The following is a 20,140-nucleotide window of genomic DNA, read 5'->3' as shown; positions in this document are numbered from 1 at the left end:
TTTGAGACAGTTTTCACCTTTATCGTGAAGATTTTAAACAAGTGTTTGGTATTGATGCTGGACAGCAAAGACCTCCGAGTAATTAAACAACAAAACTAACAACAGCAAGCGCAACTGAGTGCAATAAAACACACTAGGCGCGAGCTGATGGCTGAGTCTATCAGCGGCTAAAGGGTAAACTGAGCTGCTCTTAAAAACGAAGAAGCCAGAAAATTGAAGGATTTTCTGGCTATAAATGTTTATTATTCGACTTCATAAAAGGTCATGCAAAACCCTTCTTCACCATATAGACCATCGTCCGTGATAATAAATTCAAATGTTTTATTTGGGTAAAGGCTTTTTAATCTAATACCCCAAAAATACTTTAGAACCTCACTGAATTCAGTCATTAATACTTCACTAGAACAAGCAGCATCTTCAGTTGTAGATAGAAAGAAATCATTGAATGAAAAAACGTTATTAACCTTTTCCAAGGTTTTTTTATCTTTACCGTACCCCTCATATGGTGTCATTTTTCCATCATTATTCTCACATCGATAAATAGCACCATCAATTTCAATAATCTCAGGACAAAATAATCCTGCATAGGCTAAAACTGCTTCTAATCCCACACAATTCGAAACAAGATTAGGTAAGCTATAGTTCAACGGAAAAGGAGTTGGAAATATCGCTATAAGATCATTAGATACTATACTTGGATAATTTTTCATTTTCACTCCAATAACTTTTTAATTTCATCTGGTATTTCTCTATCTGCAAATTTCGTATCACTTCCAGTTCTATAATGATACTGTCCTCTTGGATCCTTATTCCACTCGACAATTTTAATTCGCTCCTTAGATATATCAGCCATTCGTCTACCATCAGATCCGTAAACAATTACATGTCCGCCTGTTGTTTTAGAGTAAGTACCAGGCTCTCCTATTGCAGGTAACTTATTACCGCTTCTTCCAGCATTAATTATCTGCCCATCAAATTTTAGATTTCTAAAATACTCTAAATCTAAAACTTGACCTTTAGCATCAACCAAGAATCGGGGGTTATTTTCAACTGATGCATTATTAAGTTTTGAAGTACCACACAACCCAAACGGATCAGCCCACCCAATAACCCTATCGGGTCTGGGGAAAGATACTACCCTGTCTCCTTAGCTCTAAAAAATAGGGGAGTAACAATCAATCATAGGTGTGTCCAACGATTAATGAAGCTATTAGGTCTTAAGTCCTGCATTAGGACAACGAAATATCGTTCTTATAAAGGTCAGGTGGGTAAAATTGCAAAGAATATTTTAAAGCGAAAGTTTAAAACTAAGAAGCCCAATCAGAAGTGGGTCAGTGATGTAACGCAATTCAATGTTCAAGGTAAAAAGCTTTACCTCTCTCCTATAATGGACTTATTTAATGGTGAGATCGTTGCCTATCAAACGCAACGTCGCCCCACATATAAGCGAGTTGATAAGATGCTAAAATAAGCAATTACAAAGCTAAAAACAAATGAAAAGCCACTCATTCACTCAGATCAAGGGTGGCAGTATCAAATGGATTATTATCAACAGCAGCTACAGGAAAGGGGCTTAAAACAAAGTATGTCAAGAAAAGGAAACTGTTTAGATAATACGTCAATGGAAAGCTTTTTCGAGATATTTAAATCTGAGTGCTTTCACGGAAAAGAATTTAAATCAGTTAATGAATTAGATCAGACCGTGAAAGAATGTATACATTATTATAACCATGAGAGAATCAAGGTTAAATTGAAAGGACTGAGCCCTGTAGAGTACAGAACTCAGTTATTCAGTTATTCAGTTATTCAGTTATTCAGTTATTGAAAACCGCTTAATGAACAGTCCAACTTTATGGGGACTCTTCATCTTCTAGCTTTATTCACGACCTAAAATAATTATTATCAAATATTATATTTGATGAGGGAAAACTCTTAGGAAAACATGCGCTTAATATTTTTTTGGATAATATACCTTCAATAAAACTTACAAGATTTCCTTTATGATATTCGACATCTGAATCTCTAGCTGCAATAACAGCAATATCCCATAGGTCACTATTATCTGATGTAATAACCCAGAAAACATAATCACCATTCTCAGTGATACCAATAGGAAGAAGTCCGTTATTATCAGGATATAAGATAAACGAATAATAATCAGGGTCAGATTCATTTAATTCAGAAAAATCAGAGATAATCCATTTTTTTTGCTTAAAAAAGTTCCAATTGTCATTATCAATGAATGGATTAAATAGAGTAAGGAAATTATCTATCTTCCCTATGCCATATTGAGTTGTAAATTCAATATAATCCTTGGGAAATGAATATTTTTCATCAATCAATGGCCAGCTGGCATTTAATCCTGTTTCATAAACATGGCGTGGCACTGGTAATATGTTATTTAAATTTTTAAGATCCATAAATATTACATTCCTGGAGGGTTAAGTACGGTAACATATTCATAAAATCCGCCGGTTCCTTCAGCTTTGATTGTAATACCGGCGGGAATTCTAGATACACCTTTATAATAAGGAACAGAACTCATTTCAATAATTTGACCTTGTTCAGCAGCCTTTCTTATTCGGCCTTCGATTCCACTCATAAATGGTGTGTTCGCAGGCCTTTGTTGAAGTGTGACTAAGTTTCTAACATCATCACCTGACCCACCTAATTGACGTCCAAATAAATGACCTCTAGCTCGATTAGAACCTTGACCTGTAATAAATCCGGGAGGTTGTATATTTGGGTTAGCATGAGTGCCTGTATTAATAAAGCTTTTATCTATTCTGGCCCATACACCTGTAGGTCTGTTTAGATAGTCTAGCTCTCCATATACAATTTTTAATTCATTACAGCAGTCACCTGCAAGTCCTAACGGGTCGATCCACCCCGTCGGGCAATGCACATACCCATATGGATTCAGCCCACCCAATAACCCTATTGGGTCTGGAGAAAGATACTGCCCTGTTTCCCTACCATAATAGCGAAAGCGATTATAATACAAGCCACTTTCTTCATCTTCATATTGCCCCGCAAAGCGAAAAGGACATTCGGTATAATTAGGGTCATTCTCCGCCTTACCCTCTCGGTAACGCCAAAACTGCATTTGGCCCCACGTATTCAACCGTCCTGCCCAACTGGCTTGCCCGCCTTCACTGAATATCTCTCGCGGGGTTCCTTGGTGATCGGTGACCACATAGTGCAGTTTTCCCTGTTGATAACGCGCGGTGGGCGTTATCTCTCCGGGTTGATACAGCCATTGGATTTGCTGAGATGCCGCAAGAGTACCATCGGCATATATCGGCGTTTCTTCTATTAGTTGGTCTCCCGACCATAAATAGCGCCACGCTCTGTTACACGGAGGAGCGATAACAAAACTGTGCCACCGCCCCGATACACCTTAGAGTCCGTGGTTAAAAGATGCAGGTTTGAGACAGTTTTCACCTTTATCGTGAAGATTTTAAACAAGTGTTTGGTATTGATACCGGACAGCAAAGACCTCCGAGTAATTAAACAACAAAACTAACAACAGCAAACGCAACTGGTGAGATCAAGTTGCGATTGCAGACGTTGGTTATCGAGTAAAATGTGGATATTAGTCTACCTTTGGCAATGAAATACATATCAAAAGTAGGCAATACACAATTTAAATTACAGTCTCTATCATTGTTTTATTGAGGATCATTTAGCCATTTAATGGCATGATTTAAAATAGTATTTAAATTCTGTGGGCTTCCATAACCTTTAAACTCTATATCACTTGTTATTATATTTAACCAATCATCATCATTATTATTAATAATAATATTTGATTTTTTTTTCTTATTTTCACCATTAATATGCACTTTCCATCCTGGATTATCCAACGTACTGATATCTAATCCGTATTCATGCTCCCAAAGACCATTACATTTAGATTTATACCAATTTTGTAATTGAAAAATTAGTTCATCATTCATTTTAAAAGCCCTTGTCTTTCTGCTAGTTTTTCCGCTGTTCTAATATCTTGTTTTGTGGCTGGCCTTGCCGCTTCTAGTTTTTTAAGAGGGAAGCGATTTCCATTAGGAGCAACGTTAATTGGTGAAACTTGAACATGTGGTGTTGGAATATCAGCTTGTGTCACTTTATCAAAGTGAGATCTTCCTCTTAAATCAATATGTCCCATGCTTGTTGGTGTGGAAAATGTCACTGTATTTCTATTAATTCGATTAGCTAAATCTTCAGCCATCTCTTGAACTGTTTTACTTCTAGGGTTAGTAGCAAGAACTAGTAACTCATCACAACAATCACCCGCCAACCCAAACGGATCAACCCACCCCGTCGGACAATGCACATACCCATAGGGATTCAGCCCACCCAATAGCCCTATGGGGTCTGGGGAAAGATACTGCCCTGTTTCCCTATCATAATAGCGAAAGCGATTATAATACAAGCCACTTTCTTCATCTTCATATTGCCCCGCAAAGCGAAAAGGACATTCGGTATAATTAGGGTCATTCTCCGCCTTGCCCTCGCGGTAACGCCAAAACTGCATTTGGCCCCATGTATTCAGCCGTCCTGCCCAACTGGCTTGCCCGCCTTCACTGAATATCTCTCGCGGGGTTCCTTGGTGATCGGTGACCACATAGTGCAGTTTACCCTGTTGATAACGTGCGGTAGGCGTTATCTCTCCGGGTTGATACAGCCATTGGATTTGCTGAGACGCCGCAAGAGTGCCATCGGCATATATCGGCGTTTCTTCTATCAGTTGGTCTCCCGACCATAAATAGCGCCACGTGGTGATTTTAGGCTTAATCTGCGGAAATAATGGGTCTATATGGGCTAAGTCACTGTCAACGGTTTTGGTTTTACTCAAACGTCGACCAAAAGCATCATAAGTATAGTGCCAACAATCCCCTTTCGGTGTAAAGCATGCGGTTAGCTGATTTTGTGTGTTCCATAAATAGCGCCATTCTCTGGGGCGAAAACCGCGTGTATGGACAATTTTTTTAGCTAATCGCCCATTAACATCATAGTGGTAATCTTGATATCCCTTCGCTGTGTAACGGCGAGTCACCCGTCCTGCTTGCTGTTGCTGAAATAGCTGTAGCATCGCCCCTTGTGCTTCTGAAGGCACCATCGACGAGGACGGCGTTGTTAAGTGCTCCGTGATATTGAGGTTGTTATCATACTGGAATTTTTCGTCCTGATTACCCCATTGTGGACTGTATTGTGTCTTAGTGATTTGGTCATTGGCATTATAGTGATAACGTGTCTGTCGCCAGCGATCATCTTCAATACCCACCACATTATAAGCGCGATCATATTGATAACTGCGGTGCACATCCGTACAAAATGGCGGTTGTTGGGGATGGGCTTGTATCGATTGTAAAAACTGTTCGGTGCCTCGCCCTGCTCGTTGATGAGCCAGTAAACCGGTAGCCGTATAGTGACTGGAATTGACAAATCCGGCGCGACTACGACGTAAATACTCTTGTCCTACTGCGTTGTAGCTAAATTGAAGTGGTGCATGCTGATTGACTTGCAGTGAAGTTAACTCCCCCAGTGCCCCAAAAGCATAATGCAACTCCCGTTCACCAAAACGGGTCAATGCCAGTGTATTATCAGTATCATTCCATTGATGAACAATCTCTTGTCCATTAATACGTTCATCTTAAACGAGAGTTTAGTATTGATATCCGATAGTGAAAGCATTCGAACAATTAAGCTGCAATACTAACAGCAAGCGCAACTCAGTGCCATCAAACACACCATGCGCGAGCTGATGCGGAAATATACCAACGACTAAAGGGGAGACTGAGCTAGCACAACTGAGCAACCCTTAAAAATAAGTCAGCCGGAAGTTCTCGGGATCTTTCCGGCTAGATTTAATTACTCAAAATATTATTCTGGGCCATTCCATTCAAGTTTTTCTTTCAAGTGCTCAGGAACGAGACTAAATAGCCTTTTTATATCATCTTTATGAGAAAAATAATTTGTACATTTTCTTTTGTCAGCATTTTCCAAATAGAATCGCGCATGACTATTTAAAAAAAATATATCATGTTCAGTCATTTCTTCTTCAGGAAGAGATATAACAATATTATGTAATAGCTCAGCCTCCATATAACAAGACTTATCAAAGGCTTTTCTAAAGCAAGAGTGTGTTTGCACATTTCTTATATAAGATAATGACTTCCATAACATATTTGAATATATACTTATTTTTCTCATTCTTAAAATCCTAATTTGTTTCTTAAATTACTAAAGAAACTTCTGGATGGCATAGCTCTGGCATCAGTTGGTGGTGAATTTGTTCTTGTCCATGAACCATTTTCTATTAATTTATTAATATATTTAGCATCGCCTGTTTCTTTATATATTTCTTGAGCTGCAACCATTCTATGATGCCCTTCCCCCATATAATAAATTCCATTGGAATCTACAAAGCCACCAACTTGATTTTTGGGAAGTGAAAAATCAAAAGTGCCGTCAAGCATATCTTTTTTCATACCATCAATCTGTTTAGGGTTTCTTAATCCGATTTGTGTAGCTTTTATTTTTGGTGGTGGACAACACGCCAGCCCAAACGGATCAACCCACCCCGTCGGACAATGCACATACCCATACGGATTCAGCCCACCCAATAACCCTATGGGGTCTGGGGAAAGATACTGTCCTGTTTCCCTATCATAATAGCGAAAGCGATTATAATACAAGCCACTTTCTTCATCTTCATATTGCCCCGCAAAGCGAAAAGGACATTCGGTATAATTAGGGTCATTCTCCGCTTTACCGTCGCGGTAACGCCAAAACTGCATTTGGCCCCACGTATTCAACCTTCCTGCCCAACTGGCTTGTCCGCCTTCACAGAATATCTCTCGCGGGGTGCCTTGGTGGTCGGTGACCACATAGTGCAGTTTGCCCTGTTGATAACGCGCGGTGGGCGTTATTTCTCCGGGTTGATACAGCCATTGAACTTGTTGCGCATTAGCAAGAGTGCCATCGGCATATATCGGCGTTTCTTCTATCAGTTGGTCTCCCGACCATAAATAGCGCCACGTGGTGATTTTAGGCTTAATCTGCGGAAATAATGGGTCAATATGGGCTAAGTCACTGTCGACAGTTTTGGTTTTACTCAGACGTCGACCAAAAGCATCATAAGTATAGTGCCAACAATCCCCTTTCGGTGTAAAGCATGCGGTTAGCTGATTTTGTGTGTTCCATAAATAGCGCCACTCTCTGGGACGAAAACCGCGTGTATGGACAATTTTTTTAGCTAATCGCCCATTAACATCATAATGGTAATCTTGATATCCCTTCGCTGTGTAACGGCGAGTCACCCGTCCTGCTTGCTGTTGCTGAAATAGCTGTAGCATCGCCCCTTGTGGTTTTGAATATACAAGGAGCGATATGCTAAACTAAACAGCTATTGTTGGCTTATGAAAGCTTATCTATCCATTTAAATGTAATATTTATAGGATCTAGTTCTAACGTTCTTTTACCGCAATTAGAATCAAAGTCACCATAAATTTTATTATCTTTTATACTCAATGTTTCCAATCCATAACCAAAACAAAAAGCAATTGAAATATCATTTAAATACAGTGAAATAGATACTGTTTTATCCATAGAGTATACAAAAAATAATTTGATGCCTTCTTTACTAAAAGTATAATTCCATTGCAAAAAATCCACATCAAAGCTATCTTGCTCTATTCCAAAAATATCTAATATTTGGTTATCAAATTGTTCAATCATAATTTAGGGATCATCGTTGTTAATCTTAAAGTTCCATCATTCATCACTTCCCAAGTAGATTCAAAGTGAGCAAACTTTCCACTAGGCCCTGCAAAAAGAGAATCTTTAGTTATAAAAGTTAAATTTTCACCATTAACTATTTTGGTAAATTGATTAAAAATATACGAAAAAAACTCCAATTTGTTTTGGTAAAATATAGGTGGCCAACTTAGCTCTTAATTCATCGAAAACTTCGATTTCAAGCTCAACTAAATAAATATTATTTAATTTTATTAGATTATTTAAATCACAGATAAAACATGTAAGTACAGCTTCACCAAGGGAAATTGTCACTTCCTCTTCAATTATTGAATACTGTGCAATTACTTTTATATAATATTTTATATATCATTAAAGTCTAGCACATGGAAATATATCTGATAACTTTTTTTTGTATAACTCTATACTATTCATATCACTACTAAACTTTCTGTACTGATTAAAATAAATACTAAGCCAATATACTTGTATATAATTAAAGTACTCAGACTTGTTTTCACTTGAGATAATTACAATCTGATTCAATATTTCTTTAACCCTCTTTTCATCCCAAGGTTTGTCTTGGTCATTTTTTATGATTTTTTTTAACTTTGAATAAACCCTACTAAAATATTTTATTTTAGTAGGGGAATTAGGATCTTCATAATTAATAAACAAAGCTGATTCAAGATCATTAACTAGAATGTCATCAATGAAATTTGATTTACTATTACTAGCGCTTTTAATATAATCAACAAATTTTTCGCATTGAGTTGATTCAACTACAGGAACAATAACTGTTTCATGATATAAAATTTTAAGATATTTTTCTTCAATAGTGCTATATATTTTTATAAGTGAATCATCATCGAGGTCAATTAATTCCATAATTGGCCAAAAAAATGACTCATCCAAATTATACCACATATTGACTAGAAGGATTTCATCACATTTTATTTTAATTTCATTCATTCTATATTTCATATTAGTACAAGTCCATCATGGTTGAATTGTGTTATCAGGGAATATAGAGCCTCCCCCTTTAGGGTCGCGGACAACACGAATAAATACACCATTATGCGTACCTGAGACCATAACTCCCCCAGAAGGCATATCAACTCGGACACTATTCGATGATCTCCATATTGCTTGCCCTGCATCTTTAATATCAGCGTCACTCCAGTTTTCAGGAAACCATGACTGAGCTGTCCCTGAGCGTTTTGCTTTCGATGCGTGACTCGGTATATTTCCCACTCGAACACCATTTGGATATGTGTGCTCTATATTATAAAGGATTCCCCTTGCTTCCAGTTCTAATATAGCTGATTGACCATGACCTCCACCACTTAATCTTCCATTTGGAAAGGTTTTTCTATCTCTTGGAGGCATAGAGCTAGCTTCTTTCCAATCTCCTTTTGCGGAATGGTTAATAATATCATCATTTATAAAACTAGATGTTACTGGAGCACCCTTATTCCCCTTACCACCCGCCAGCCCAAACGGATCAACCCACCCCGTCGGGCAATGCACATATCCATAGGGATTCAGCCCACCCAATAACCCTATCGGATCTGGGGAAAGATACTGCCCTGTTTCCCTATCATAATAGCGAAAGCGATTATAATACAAGCCACTTTCTTCATCTTCATATTGCCCCGCAAAGCGAAAAGGACATTCGGTATAATTAGGATCATTCTCAGCTTTACCGTCGCGGTAACGCCAAAACTGCATTTGGCCCCACGTATTCAATCGTCCTGCCCAACTGGCTTGCCCGCCTTCACTGAATATCTCTCGCGGGGTGCCTTGGTGGTCGGTGACCACATAGTGCAGTTTGCCCTGTTGATAACGCGCGGTGGGCGTTATTTCTCCGGGTTGATACAGCCATTGAACTTGTTGCGCATTAGCAAGAGTGCCATCGGCATATATCGGCGTTTCTTCTATCAGTTGGTCTCCCGACCATAAATAGCGCCACGTGGTGATTTTAGGCTTAATCTGCGGAAATAATGGGTCAATATGGGCTAAGTCACTGTCGACAGTTTTGGTTTTACTCAGACGTCGACCAAAAGCATCATAAGTATAGTGCCAACAATCCCCTTTAGGCGTAAAGCATGCGGTCAGCTGATTTTGTGTGTTCCATAAATAGCGCCATTCTCTGGGACGAAAACCGCGTGTATGGACAATTTTTTTAGCTAATCGCCCATTAACATCATAATGGTAATCTTGATATCCCTTCGCTGTGTAACGGCGAGTCACCCGTCCTGCTTGCTGTTGCTGAAATAGCTGTAGCATCGCCCCTTGTGCTTCTGAAGGCACCATCGACGAGGACGGCGTTGTCAAGTGCTCCGTGATATTGAGGTTGTTATCATACTGGAATTTTTCGTCCTGATTACCCCATTGTGGACTGTATTGTGTCTCAGTGATTTGGTCATTGGCATTATAGTGATAACGTGTCTGTCGCCAGCGATCATCTTCAATGCCCACCACATTATAAGCGCGATCATATTGATAACTGCGGTGCACATCCGTACAAAATGGCGGTTGTTGGGGATGGGCTTGTATCGATTGTAAAAACTGTTCGGTGCCTCGCCCTGCTCGTTGATGAGCCAGTAAACCGGTAGCCGTATAGTGACTGGAATTGACAAATCCGGCGCGACTACGGCGTAAATACTCTTGTCCTACTGCATTGTAGCTGAATTGAAGTGGTGCATGTTGATTGACTTGCAGTGAAGTTAATTCCCCCAGCGCCCCAAAAGCATAATGCAACTCCCGCTCACCAAAACGAGTCAATGCCAGCGTATTATCAGCTTCATTCCATTGATGAATAATCTCTTGTCCATTAATACGTTCACTGCATAAACGACCTTGGTCATCATACTCAAATTCAACCACCGAGTCAGGATTAGTCGCTTTTATCAATTGTTGACGTGCGTTATAGCTATATTGAGTCGTCGATAAACAGCGGCTTTCTTGCTCATCTTCAAACCATTCGCTTTGTTCAACCACTAAGCCACTTTCATTATAGCGCCAACGCAGTTCATGGTTATCCGGATAGCGAGTGGCAATGCGACGTCCTAGTCGGTCATAGCGATAACAAATCTCACGCCCCGTAAAATCAACTTCACGAATGATTTGTCCCGCTTTATCCCGTTCGTAAAGATAAACCTCGCCGTTCGCATTCACCACTTTTTTAAGTCGTGTCAGTGAATCATATTCAAAGCGAATTTCACTGCCGTCAGGGCGTATCATTGCCAGTAAGACATCAAAAGGCCCATAACGATAACGGGTGGTTTTTCCTTCACCATCCGTCACCGCGATAACTCGGCGTTCACTGTCATAGTCTATCTGTTGCTCGACCCCATCGGGTAATAAAATCTTGCTGAGACTGCCGTTGGTACTGGCATGCTCAGTGCTGTATTGATAGCGTGTGGTGTGATTTAACGCATCAGTGTAGTGCAGTAAACGCCCCAATTCATCACTATGATATTCTGTGCTGTGTTGATAAGGATTGGTGGTTTTAATCAGTTGATGTGCAGGGTTATAGTGGTATTGCCATTGCGCACCATTGGGCGTAATGGCTTTGAGCAATTCACCATGTTGGCTATATTCATAGACCTGCTGACGCCCTTGCGGATCTGTCACTATGGTTAAATTGCCATTTTCATCATAGCTTAGCTGCCATTCGTCGCCAAAGGCCGATGTGAAATGGGTAAGTTGACCATAGTCATTATAATCATAGTAAATGGCTTTACCATCAGGTAAATAGATATAGGCAAGCAGTCCATTATAGTGATAACCATACTCTGTGCGCTCACCAATCTCATTGATTTCTGCTATCTTTTTCCGCTGTTCCCATTCCGTATACGTTTCACGCCATAATGGATCGATAGTGCGAGTCACCAGATTATCATCATTATAATAATAACGTGAAAATCCACCCTCAGCGTCAATGTAGGTTGTCATGCGCTGATAATCATCATAGATAAAGCGATCATTCCAAAAACCAGACGGTGAATGTGTAGCAACAACACGCCCTTGTTCATCATAATCAATCGTCAGTTCTGTGCTGTCAGTATCCCCCCAAGCGACCATGAGTCCCTCAGGAGAATAACGATGCCATAAGTGGTTTTGTTGATAGGCATGACATTGACTAAGATAACCGTGAGTATCGTATTCGCAACGTACAAAATCTCGAGGAGATGAGGTTGTGCTTTCAGAGCAAATGCGAACTAATTTATCCTGTTGATATTCGAGTATTAACGCTATGCCATCATGACGCTTCACACTGACAAGCTGACTTTGCTCGTTATATATAAAATCAATACGATGCTGATTTAAATCAGTGATTGCACTTAATCGACGATATTTTCCTTGTCTGTGATTAAAATGTAGAAACTGTTGTTGCGTACTATCAAAAAGGGTTAAATCGCCATCACGTTGTCCGGTGAGTAAAAAATGGGGAGCATGGGCATTTCTTGCACGGATCTCCTCTGTGGGAGTTATAAATGTAAAATTAGCACCATCACTGTCTTGATAGATGATGTTTCCATCAAGTATATGTAAACAGCGTGACCATTCGTCTGCCCACTTCGGTCCAAAAAGTCCCTTTGCATTTGATGTGGATTTATATGTACGATGTAGAGATAACGGCAACAAGCCCGGTATCTGAATAATTGGCCACTGTTGGATAAAATCACCAGTAGCCACATTAACAGGTTCACCTTTACAGGTTGCACTAGAAGTACTGTTTCCATCGGACTCTTTGCTGCTGGATGTCGACTTGTTCTCCGTTTGGCTATTATTGACTTTATTAGGTGGCGTTTCTGTAGATACGCTTTCCGTTTTTCCTTCAATTTTAATGCCATTATCTGATGAGGTTATTTTCGGTGTTTCTGGACTTTGGATCACCTCAGTACCTTTAGCGGCATTACTTCCTTTCTCTGTGGCGGAGATTTCTGCCCCTTTGATTGCCTCACTTCCTTTGGATATATTACTGGTCTCTGTCGCTTTTATTACGTCAGTAGCTTTATTTACCGCAGAAGTGCCTTCAGATATTTCAGTTATTTTAGTTCCTTCTGCTACTTTATTAATAGCATTAGCACCTTCAGCGACTTTCCCCACTTTTAAAAAAGCAGCGGCAATAGTCGCTATTTCAAGCCCACCTCTTGTTACTATTTCGACTTTATCGCTATCACTTTTTTTCCATTTATTCTCTAATTTTTCTTTTTCTTCATCAATAAGTTTACCTAATGCACGATATTTGGCTTTAACGTCTTCCTTAACACCTTCAATACAGTTATTCCCCAACCTCCAGTTTTCTGCTTCAATAAGTCCCTCGATGGTTTTTTTGCTCGCATTTAGAGCCACGTTTTGAACTAGAACAGTTGGATTTATGTAATGATAAGCTTCCACAGCTGACTTTGTTATACTTTCAACAAAACCAAGACCACCACGAGTCAGGCCAGTTATTCCATCCATTGAAGTATTATATAAACTGTTCCACCATGAATAATCTGTATTAATGTGATCAACTCGAATATTATCAATATATCCAGTTAATTGTTTGTCAATATCATTTAGAGAATCATCTCTTTTTTTATCCGCTTGTTGTTTTTGTTGACGGAGTCGCCCAATAAAACTTTCTTGCTCTTTTCGTTGCATCTCTTGCAGCGATTCTAACAATTCTGATGTCACGGGCGGGTTATTACAGGGGATTTTATTGCTTTCAATCGGCTCCGCAGGGGGTGCAACATTAGTGATTAAAGTCCCTAATGTATTGTTATTGTTCATTGCGACTAATGAACCATCTTGTGCAGCTGGTTGACCTTCAATACGGACCGAAGGGCTTCCTGTAATAATTTGGCAATCTCCACCGCCTAATGAGGTTCCAGATAATACACCGGCCCCCGTGTTACTTTGCGTTCCTTTGATTATTGACCCAACATTCAGGGTACAATATCCACGTGCTTTAACACTCAAGGCATATTGCTTTTGTGCATCTAAGCTTTGAAAACTATCAAAAGGAATAGCAGAACACCCTACCTGACAAACATCAGGGGTGGTTGCAACAACTTTGAATTGGTTTTCACCGTCACCAACATGTTTATCAGCCATTACAACAAGCTCCTTTTGTTTCTGCTGGAACCCAAACGCCTATTAATGCTTCCACAATCGGGTATTTTGCGGGGATAACAAGTCGTTTCACGACAGAAATAAGACGACGATCTAAGTCAATAGTCAGTGTGTCTAAATCTGGCTTCAAAGAGAAAAGCTCACCTTCGATGTCTTGTAATATGATTTTCACACGATAGTCAGGTAACGCTGTAACGACCCGCGATGATTCAGGTAATAAACCTTCCAATAATATAGGTTCATTACCCAGCAAATACCCTGGATAACGTAAAGACGGGTGCGCACTATTGAAAAAACGTTCATCAAAATCATCCGGATAAAATGGGAATTGGTTTTCTTGCCACTCTTTTCCATATGTTCCGGCATATTCAACACGTCCTGCCCACCAACGGGAGATAGGCCCCATACCTTCGCTAATTTGTCGAGTATCAATAGACAACGTATCAAGTGGTCTTTTACGAATATCTTCCATAATCTGAGGGGCTGGATAACGTTTTTGTTTATCAAGTGCTTCGACATCGGGGTAAAATCCGATCCCAATAGGATTTTCTATTACTTGTTGTTGTTCTTGCTGGGGAGACTGCCATGTTCCTCCATAAGCCAACTCATGGCGTAAAGAAACCCCATCAACAGGTATTGATTCACTCAAGCTCCATCGATCCTCTTGGTATTCCCAATAGTGAGGGCCAAACAAAGACCACGTTTTGCTAAAGTTTTCAATGCGAATACCTGCTCGCCATTGTGCCGTAGGCTGATTGCCTTTAGGGCGCGCAACCCCCAGTATATGGATATTAGTGCAAGGACGCGTCCACACTAAATCCGTTTCTTCGATTAAACTACTGGTTTCCGGTGCATGATAGTAACGATCGGCCATGTTTAAAGGGTATTGCTGTTCATTTAAATCCGAGTAATGCCCGCCAGTCTTGAGCCGAAAAGTTTGGCGCAATGCGATCACATTAAACAGCTCATCCTTTTTTCCTACTTTTTGGTATAAAAGATAAGGAAATGGGGTTGTGTTACTCACTTTCATATCACTATTCCCTTAGTTTAAATCGATATCTTTACCCGTAATTTTCACAGGACCTGTAGCTTCAAACTTAAATTCCTGACCATTAATCGTGACATGCCCACCATTATCCATTCGTAGCACACTTGCTCCACAACGTAATTCAATGACTTCACCGACATTGATAGATAATGTTTTGCCTACAGTAATTTTTTTATGTTGGCCTACCGTTTCGCTGTTATCTTTATCTATCGTTTCTGTGCGAGCGCCTTTCACCTGCATCTGTTGATTGTTTTCGATCACTTCAACATGATCGTGTAAAACATGGGTAGTGCGATCATGAAGAACACGGGTATTCATATCCTTCTGCGCATGAAGAAACACCTCTTGCTTACCGCCCGCATCTTCAAAACGCAATTCATTAAAACCTTCCCCTTTGTGGGTTTGGCTACGGAAAGTAGTTTGTGTCTTATTCTCTGGGAACTTAATCGGTGGTGCGTTACGACCATCATAGGTACAACCGGTAATTATCGGTCTGTCAATATCCCCATTCAGGTAACTGACCAACACTTGTGTGCCGATGCGCGGTACCGCAGAAAAACCATAGCCATTTCCACTCCAACCCATGGCAACCCGCACCCAGCATGAAGCACTGTGATCGGCACTTCCCCGACGATCCCAATGAAAATGCACTTTCACGGCGCCATATTCATTGACGTAGATTTCTTCCCCCGGCGGTCCCACCACCGTCGCCACTTCATCGCCGTCGGCCGTCGGTTTATAACGATAAGGGGGACGCCACTCTTGCGTGCCCGGAATAAAGGAGACACTATTCGACAGTTGTGTGCCTTCGCCCCCGCTATTGTCCGCCAATGGCTGTACACCATGATGGCTGACGCTGATCACTTGCCAGCGATCATTCATCGGCAGATGGGGATGCTGAGATAAGGTGAAGATTTTGCCGGGCATCAGCGCAAAACAGTTTGTTGTCGCTTGCCCCACTTTGCTGCCGTTACGTAATTGCTCAAAGCGCACCTGTGTTAGGGGGCGACCTTCATCGTCTAATTGAAAACGACCATAACTTTCAAACACACTGTGCTGTCCTCCCTGCTCAATTTTGTTTTCATGAGACAACGGATAAGAAGGACGAACAAAGTTGTTGTCTTTATGGATAGTTTCATCCACACACAAATATTCGCCATATTGCCAAGTCATGGCAGTGCTATCGCTGATATCGGTGTCGGCCTGCGGGTTATAGGTGAGGTGAATACCCGCCGTCATCCCCATATGTTCATCGCTGTAAAACAGTTGTTCTTCTTCAAACCAGAAGTTAATGCCCTCTTCAAACGCCAGTCGACACCAAAAATCAAATGCGGATTCGCGTTTTTGGGTGGTGTAGAGACGTTCAGGGTGTAGATCTTCACGGTAGAATTGGCAATCCGCTTTAACATGGGCCTCATCCAATAAGGTTTTTAAGATGGTCGGCACCGATTGATGTTGAAAAATACGGCTGTCTTGATTGAGGGTCATCACCCACATTTCAGGGCGAATATCGAAGTGATACCACGTTTTCACTCCGTCGGTATTGCCTTGTACTGCCCCAGCTAAGATACCGTTGACTTTGCGGATCAACACCCCATCGCGTTTGACCGTTAATGATGAGGCTAAGCCAAGATGGCGCTGGAAATCGATAAAGGGTAAGGCACTGACCGCACTGATGGACAGTGAAAATAGCGAGGATAATCCTTCGGTAAGATTAAATTCGGTGACTTGAAAGGTGTCGTCAGGCAATCCACCAATGGTGCAAGTGAACACCAAACCACTTTCGAGGCTGTCCATGCCTAATGCATCAAGTAACGCCCCATGGGCCGCTTGGAGTGCTTGGTTTTCAGCGAACGTTTGTCCACCGGTAAAACCGCCACCGTGGATCAGGGGATGAGCCGTCACGCGATTGGCCGATGCGCTGGCTGATTGAGTGAGCGAGGCCGCTGCTGAGGCCATCCCGGCCACCTTTTGCGTGGGTGTCGATAGCGTTTCGTTCACTTTGGATTGCACCCTATTTTTCACTTGATTGATGGCTTCATCTTTTAAAACGGATGCCGGGTCAATGGGCGTTGATTTCGGATCTTTGCTAAGCATAATCTGCCTCCATGCAAAAATGGATAAAGAAAAGGGAACAATACAAAATAAGGACGAGTCCCCAAGGACTCGTCATAACGGTATTACGCTTCGAGAGGCGCACGCCAGTCATCCGCACCAGACGTTCCAGCAACAGTGTGCTCCCAGTCAATTTTGCGGTAAGAGAGGGAGACTTCGATAAGTTGCGTGAAGTCGGCTTTAGCCGGATCTTGACAATGAGGCATTTGGCAATCGATGTTCACGATCGTCGCGTCAGTCAGTGTGGTGGTAAAGAAGTGCTCTTGTTTACCTTCAACAGACGTGCGATACCATTTTAACTCAACTTTTGGCAGCATTTCGCCGGAAGCCAATGCGTTATACAGCAGAGGAACGGCTTTATTTAATGCCACGGTAAAACGAAACGGTTTATGCGCACGTTGGCCAGAAGGTTGGCCTGATTGCGGATCAGTCGGAACCGTCACCACGTGAGAAAATTCTTGTACCAACATTTGGTCTTCATGACCTTGTACATAAATGTTGCCGACAGAATCTGCAGTAAACGCGCCTGCAGTGATGTTGCCCTGAGTTTTTCCTTCAATGGAAATATAGCAAGGAGTTGGCATAACAATATCCTTTTATCAAAAACGACAAATTAAATTAAATGATTGTCTTAAAAACAATCCGTTAGTCATGTCTGTCATCTTAGCCAGTGCGCACGGTAAGACTTCGGTAAAGGATAATAAAATCTTATCAATATGCTGTAAACAGCCCGTTTTTTTTGTATCTCTCTAGGATAAGTCACTTAGCGTAAACTGGTTGAAATATCGCTATATCATGCTGTAAAAACAGTCATAAAAAGTGTTTATCAGCATAAAATATGATGAATAAATAGACAAATTGCTCGCAGCCCAAGAAACACTATGTACATAAAAATATATTTTGTAACAGAAATGTTAAATGAGAAACAGCACATATAATCCATTGATTTTAAAGTATTAAAAATTAATCACATTGAATTATACTGTCCTTTTTCCATGAGCAGTCCAAATTAGTCAATATATTTAGCTGTTAAGCTCAATTTAATTAAAATATCATGCTAATTAAGCCACTATTTTTATTTAACACACTCAATATGCGTATATTTCGGTCTTATTTTTACGTACCAATACTCATTTTATGGGCGTTAATAATAAATAAATTCAATAAACGAGTAGGAAAAATAACGATTGATAGATAGCGAAGTTTTAATTTAATCGTCTGAGTTTCTATTGTTATTATGTTAACGATAGTTATAAATTAAAAAATTATTTTTATATAATAAGGTGTAAATATAGAGATGAGATATATTGAGAATGAGAATAGAGGAAGGCAAAATAATTGAATGATTGGGCGAAATTAAACACCATCGCCCAATGATATCCAAAGCACTTTATCAGATCACGGTGCTTCCATAATGCGATTAAAGTGACGATAAGCATGATTTGTGGCTACCCGACCACGGGGGGTGCGTTGAATAAAACCTTGCTGAATTAAATAAGGCTCTAATACATCTTCGATAGTTTCACGCTCTTCACCAATAGCTGCCGCAAGATTATCAAGCCCTACGGGGCCACCCATAAATTTATCAATAATGGCAAAGAGTAGTTTTCGGTCAAGATAGTCAAAACCGGCAGCATCAACATTAAGCATATCGAGTGCTTTAGACGCGATATCTTCATCAATTTCGCCATTACCTTTGACTTGAGCAAAGTCTCTTACTCGGCGTAATAAGCGGTTAGTAATACGCGGTGTACCTCGTGAACGCATAGCAATTTGTCGCGCCCCTTCTGCTGTTATTTCTAACCCCATAAAGCTGGCACTACGTGCAACAATATGCTGTAAGTCATCGACATTATAGAATTCAAGGCGTTGTACAATACCAAAACGATCACGTAATGGAGAGGTTAACGATCCCGCTCGGGTCGTCGCCCCAACTAAAGTAAATGGCGGTAAGTCGATTTTAATGGAGCGTGCTGCCGGCCCTTCACCAATCATAATATCAAGTTGATAATCTTCCATTGCCGGATAGAGTATTTCTTCAACAACGGGCGAGAGTCGATGAATTTCATCAATAAACAGTACATCATGAGGCTCAAGATTGGTTAGCATAGCAGCAAGATCGCCAGCTTTCTCTAATACAGGCCCTGAGGTTGTACGTAAATTAACGCCCATCTCATTGGCAATAATATTAGCCAGCGTGGTTTTACCAAGCCCCGGCGGACCAAAGATAAGTAAGTGATCTAAGGCATCATGACGTAGTTTAGCCGCCTGAATAAAGATTTCCATCTGTTCACGAACTTGTGGTTGTCCCACATATTCAGCAAGCAGCTTAGGACGAATAGCCCTATCGATAATTTCTTCTTCAGGTTGTTGTATATCTGCTGAAATCAGGCGATCTGCTTCAATCACAATCAATTACTCCTAAATCGCTGCGCGTAATGCTTCTTTGATAAGTGTTTCACTATCAGCACCCGCCGTTGCTACCCGACTAATCATCTTGGCAGCTTCTTGTGGTTTATAACCTAAGGCAATTAAGGCAGCGGAAGCTTCTGCTTCAATATCTGCAGCAGATGGCGCTTTCGATGATGCACTGGCTGGTAGCTCAATATCGCCGTTTTGTTCAAATAGATCGCCATTAAGCCCTTTGAAGCGATCTTTCATTTCAACCACTAATCGTTCTGCGGTTTTTTTACCGACTCCCGGTAATTTAACTAATGAGGAGATGGATTCATTTTCAATTGCGGTGACAAATTGGCGTGCAGACATTCCTGATAAAATAGCCAGTGCTAGCTTAGGCCCTACACCATTGACTTTTATCAATTCACGAAACAATGCCCGTTCTTGTTTTTGATTAAAACCATATAGTAATTGCGCATCTTCACGAACAATAAATTGTGTGTAGATAATCGCCTCTTGACCAATATCAGGTAACTCATAAAAACAGGTCATAGGCATATTTATTTCATAACCCACCCCATTACCCGCTTCGATCAGCACCACTGGTGGCTGTTTTTCAAGAATAACGCCTCTAATACGTCCTATCACCCTAACGCCTCCGCAAAAATATTGACGCCAAATTTATAACATAAA

The 20,140-nt window shown here is 40.7% G+C and carries 15 protein-coding genes and 4 pseudogenes; 1 reads left to right on the top strand and 18 read right to left on the bottom strand.

Annotated features, from left to right (window positions below; genetic code table 11):
* Window positions 1-242: 242 nt before the first annotated feature.
* Window positions 243-710 (bottom strand): hypothetical protein, encoded by a 468-nt coding sequence (locus PMI_RS05495; protein WP_012367872.1) that lies wholly within the window; start codon window positions 708-710, stop codon window positions 243-245.
* 2 nt (window positions 711-712) lie between these two features.
* Complete coding sequence (locus tag PMI_RS05490) at window positions 713-1,084, bottom strand: hypothetical protein (RefSeq protein WP_050955850.1); 372 nt, start codon at window positions 1,082-1,084, stop codon at window positions 713-715.
* A 48-nt stretch (window positions 1,085-1,132) separates the two neighbouring features.
* Between PMI_RS05490 and PMI_RS19615 the strand changes: the two are divergent.
* Window positions 1,133-1,825, top strand: a pseudogene (locus PMI_RS19615) (IS3 family transposase); the annotation flags it as partial.
* Window positions 1,826-1,880: 55 nt separating this feature from the next.
* Here PMI_RS19615 and PMI_RS05480 read toward each other — a convergent pair.
* The 16 genes and pseudogenes from PMI_RS05480 to ruvA form a co-directional block, all read right to left on the bottom strand.
* The gene (locus PMI_RS05480; protein ID WP_012367870.1) at window positions 1,881-2,420 is read right to left on the bottom strand and encodes an SMI1/KNR4 family protein; all 540 of its coding nucleotides are present in this window, start codon (window positions 2,418-2,420) and stop codon (window positions 1,881-1,883) included.
* Between the two features lie 5 nt (window positions 2,421-2,425).
* Window positions 2,426-2,821: pseudogene (locus PMI_RS19610) on the bottom strand (DNA/RNA non-specific endonuclease); the annotation flags it as partial.
* 42 nt (window positions 2,822-2,863) lie between these two features.
* Window positions 2,864-3,346, bottom strand: a pseudogene (locus PMI_RS19605) (RHS repeat-associated core domain-containing protein); the annotation flags it as partial.
* Window positions 3,347-3,671: 325 nt separating this feature from the next.
* Window positions 3,672-3,959 carry an Imm53 family immunity protein gene (locus PMI_RS05470; RefSeq protein WP_012367868.1) on the bottom strand — a complete coding sequence of 96 codons (288 nt, stop codon included), beginning with the start codon at window positions 3,957-3,959 and terminating at the stop codon, window positions 3,672-3,674.
* A complete protein-coding gene (locus PMI_RS19260) occupies window positions 3,956-5,566 on the bottom strand; it encodes an RHS repeat domain-containing protein (protein ID WP_269764211.1) in 1,611 nt (536 codons plus the stop codon). The genes PMI_RS05470 and PMI_RS19260 overlap by 4 nt, the downstream gene beginning before the upstream one ends.
* A gap of 317 nt (window positions 5,567-5,883) precedes the next feature.
* A complete protein-coding gene (locus tag PMI_RS05460) occupies window positions 5,884-6,213 on the bottom strand; it encodes a hypothetical protein (RefSeq protein WP_012367866.1) in 330 nt (109 codons plus the stop codon).
* A 344-nt stretch (window positions 6,214-6,557) separates the two neighbouring features.
* Window positions 6,558-7,376, bottom strand: a pseudogene (locus PMI_RS05455) (RHS repeat-associated core domain-containing protein); the annotation flags it as partial.
* A 43-nt stretch (window positions 7,377-7,419) separates the two neighbouring features.
* Complete coding sequence (locus PMI_RS05450) at window positions 7,420-7,740, bottom strand: hypothetical protein (protein ID WP_012367864.1); 321 nt, start codon at window positions 7,738-7,740, stop codon at window positions 7,420-7,422.
* Between the two features lie 153 nt (window positions 7,741-7,893).
* Window positions 7,894-8,112: a UCP019853 family protein gene (locus tag PMI_RS19825; RefSeq protein WP_489341613.1), complete on the bottom strand. Its 219-nt coding sequence runs from the start codon at window positions 8,110-8,112 to the stop codon at window positions 7,894-7,896.
* 18 nt (window positions 8,113-8,130) lie between these two features.
* Entirely contained in the window at window positions 8,131-8,730 is a 600-nt protein-coding gene (locus tag PMI_RS05440) for a hypothetical protein (protein WP_041707091.1), read from the bottom strand.
* 27 nt (window positions 8,731-8,757) lie between these two features.
* Window positions 8,758-13,869: an RHS repeat-associated core domain-containing protein gene (locus PMI_RS05435; protein WP_012367860.1), complete on the bottom strand. Its 5,112-nt coding sequence runs from the start codon at window positions 13,867-13,869 to the stop codon at window positions 8,758-8,760.
* Window positions 13,862-14,917 (bottom strand): DUF2169 family type VI secretion system accessory protein, encoded by a 1,056-nt coding sequence (locus PMI_RS05430; RefSeq protein ID WP_012367859.1) that lies wholly within the window; start codon window positions 14,915-14,917, stop codon window positions 13,862-13,864. Before PMI_RS05430 ends, PMI_RS05435 begins: the two co-directional genes overlap by 8 nt.
* A 12-nt stretch (window positions 14,918-14,929) precedes the next feature.
* Window positions 14,930-17,032, bottom strand: a complete 2,103-nt coding sequence (locus PMI_RS05425) for a type VI secretion system Vgr family protein (protein ID WP_012367858.1) — start codon at window positions 17,030-17,032, stop codon at window positions 14,930-14,932.
* Between the two features lie 83 nt (window positions 17,033-17,115).
* Window positions 17,116-17,634, bottom strand: a complete 519-nt coding sequence (locus PMI_RS05420) for an Hcp family type VI secretion system effector (protein WP_004246976.1) — start codon at window positions 17,632-17,634, stop codon at window positions 17,116-17,118.
* Window positions 17,635-18,448: 814 nt separating this feature from the next.
* Window positions 18,449-19,459, bottom strand: a complete 1,011-nt coding sequence (gene ruvB, locus PMI_RS05415; RefSeq protein WP_004242732.1) for a Holliday junction branch migration DNA helicase RuvB — start codon at window positions 19,457-19,459, stop codon at window positions 18,449-18,451.
* A gap of 12 nt (window positions 19,460-19,471) precedes the next feature.
* Window positions 19,472-20,095, bottom strand: a complete 624-nt coding sequence (gene ruvA, locus PMI_RS05410) for a Holliday junction branch migration protein RuvA (protein ID WP_004242731.1) — start codon at window positions 20,093-20,095, stop codon at window positions 19,472-19,474.
* Between the last annotated feature and the right edge of the window lie 45 nt (window positions 20,096-20,140).

Source organism: Proteus mirabilis HI4320, from assembly GCF_000069965.1.
Lineage (GTDB): Bacteria > Pseudomonadota > Gammaproteobacteria > Enterobacterales > Enterobacteriaceae > Proteus > Proteus mirabilis.
This window is presented reverse-complemented; position numbering and strand designations above follow the sequence as displayed.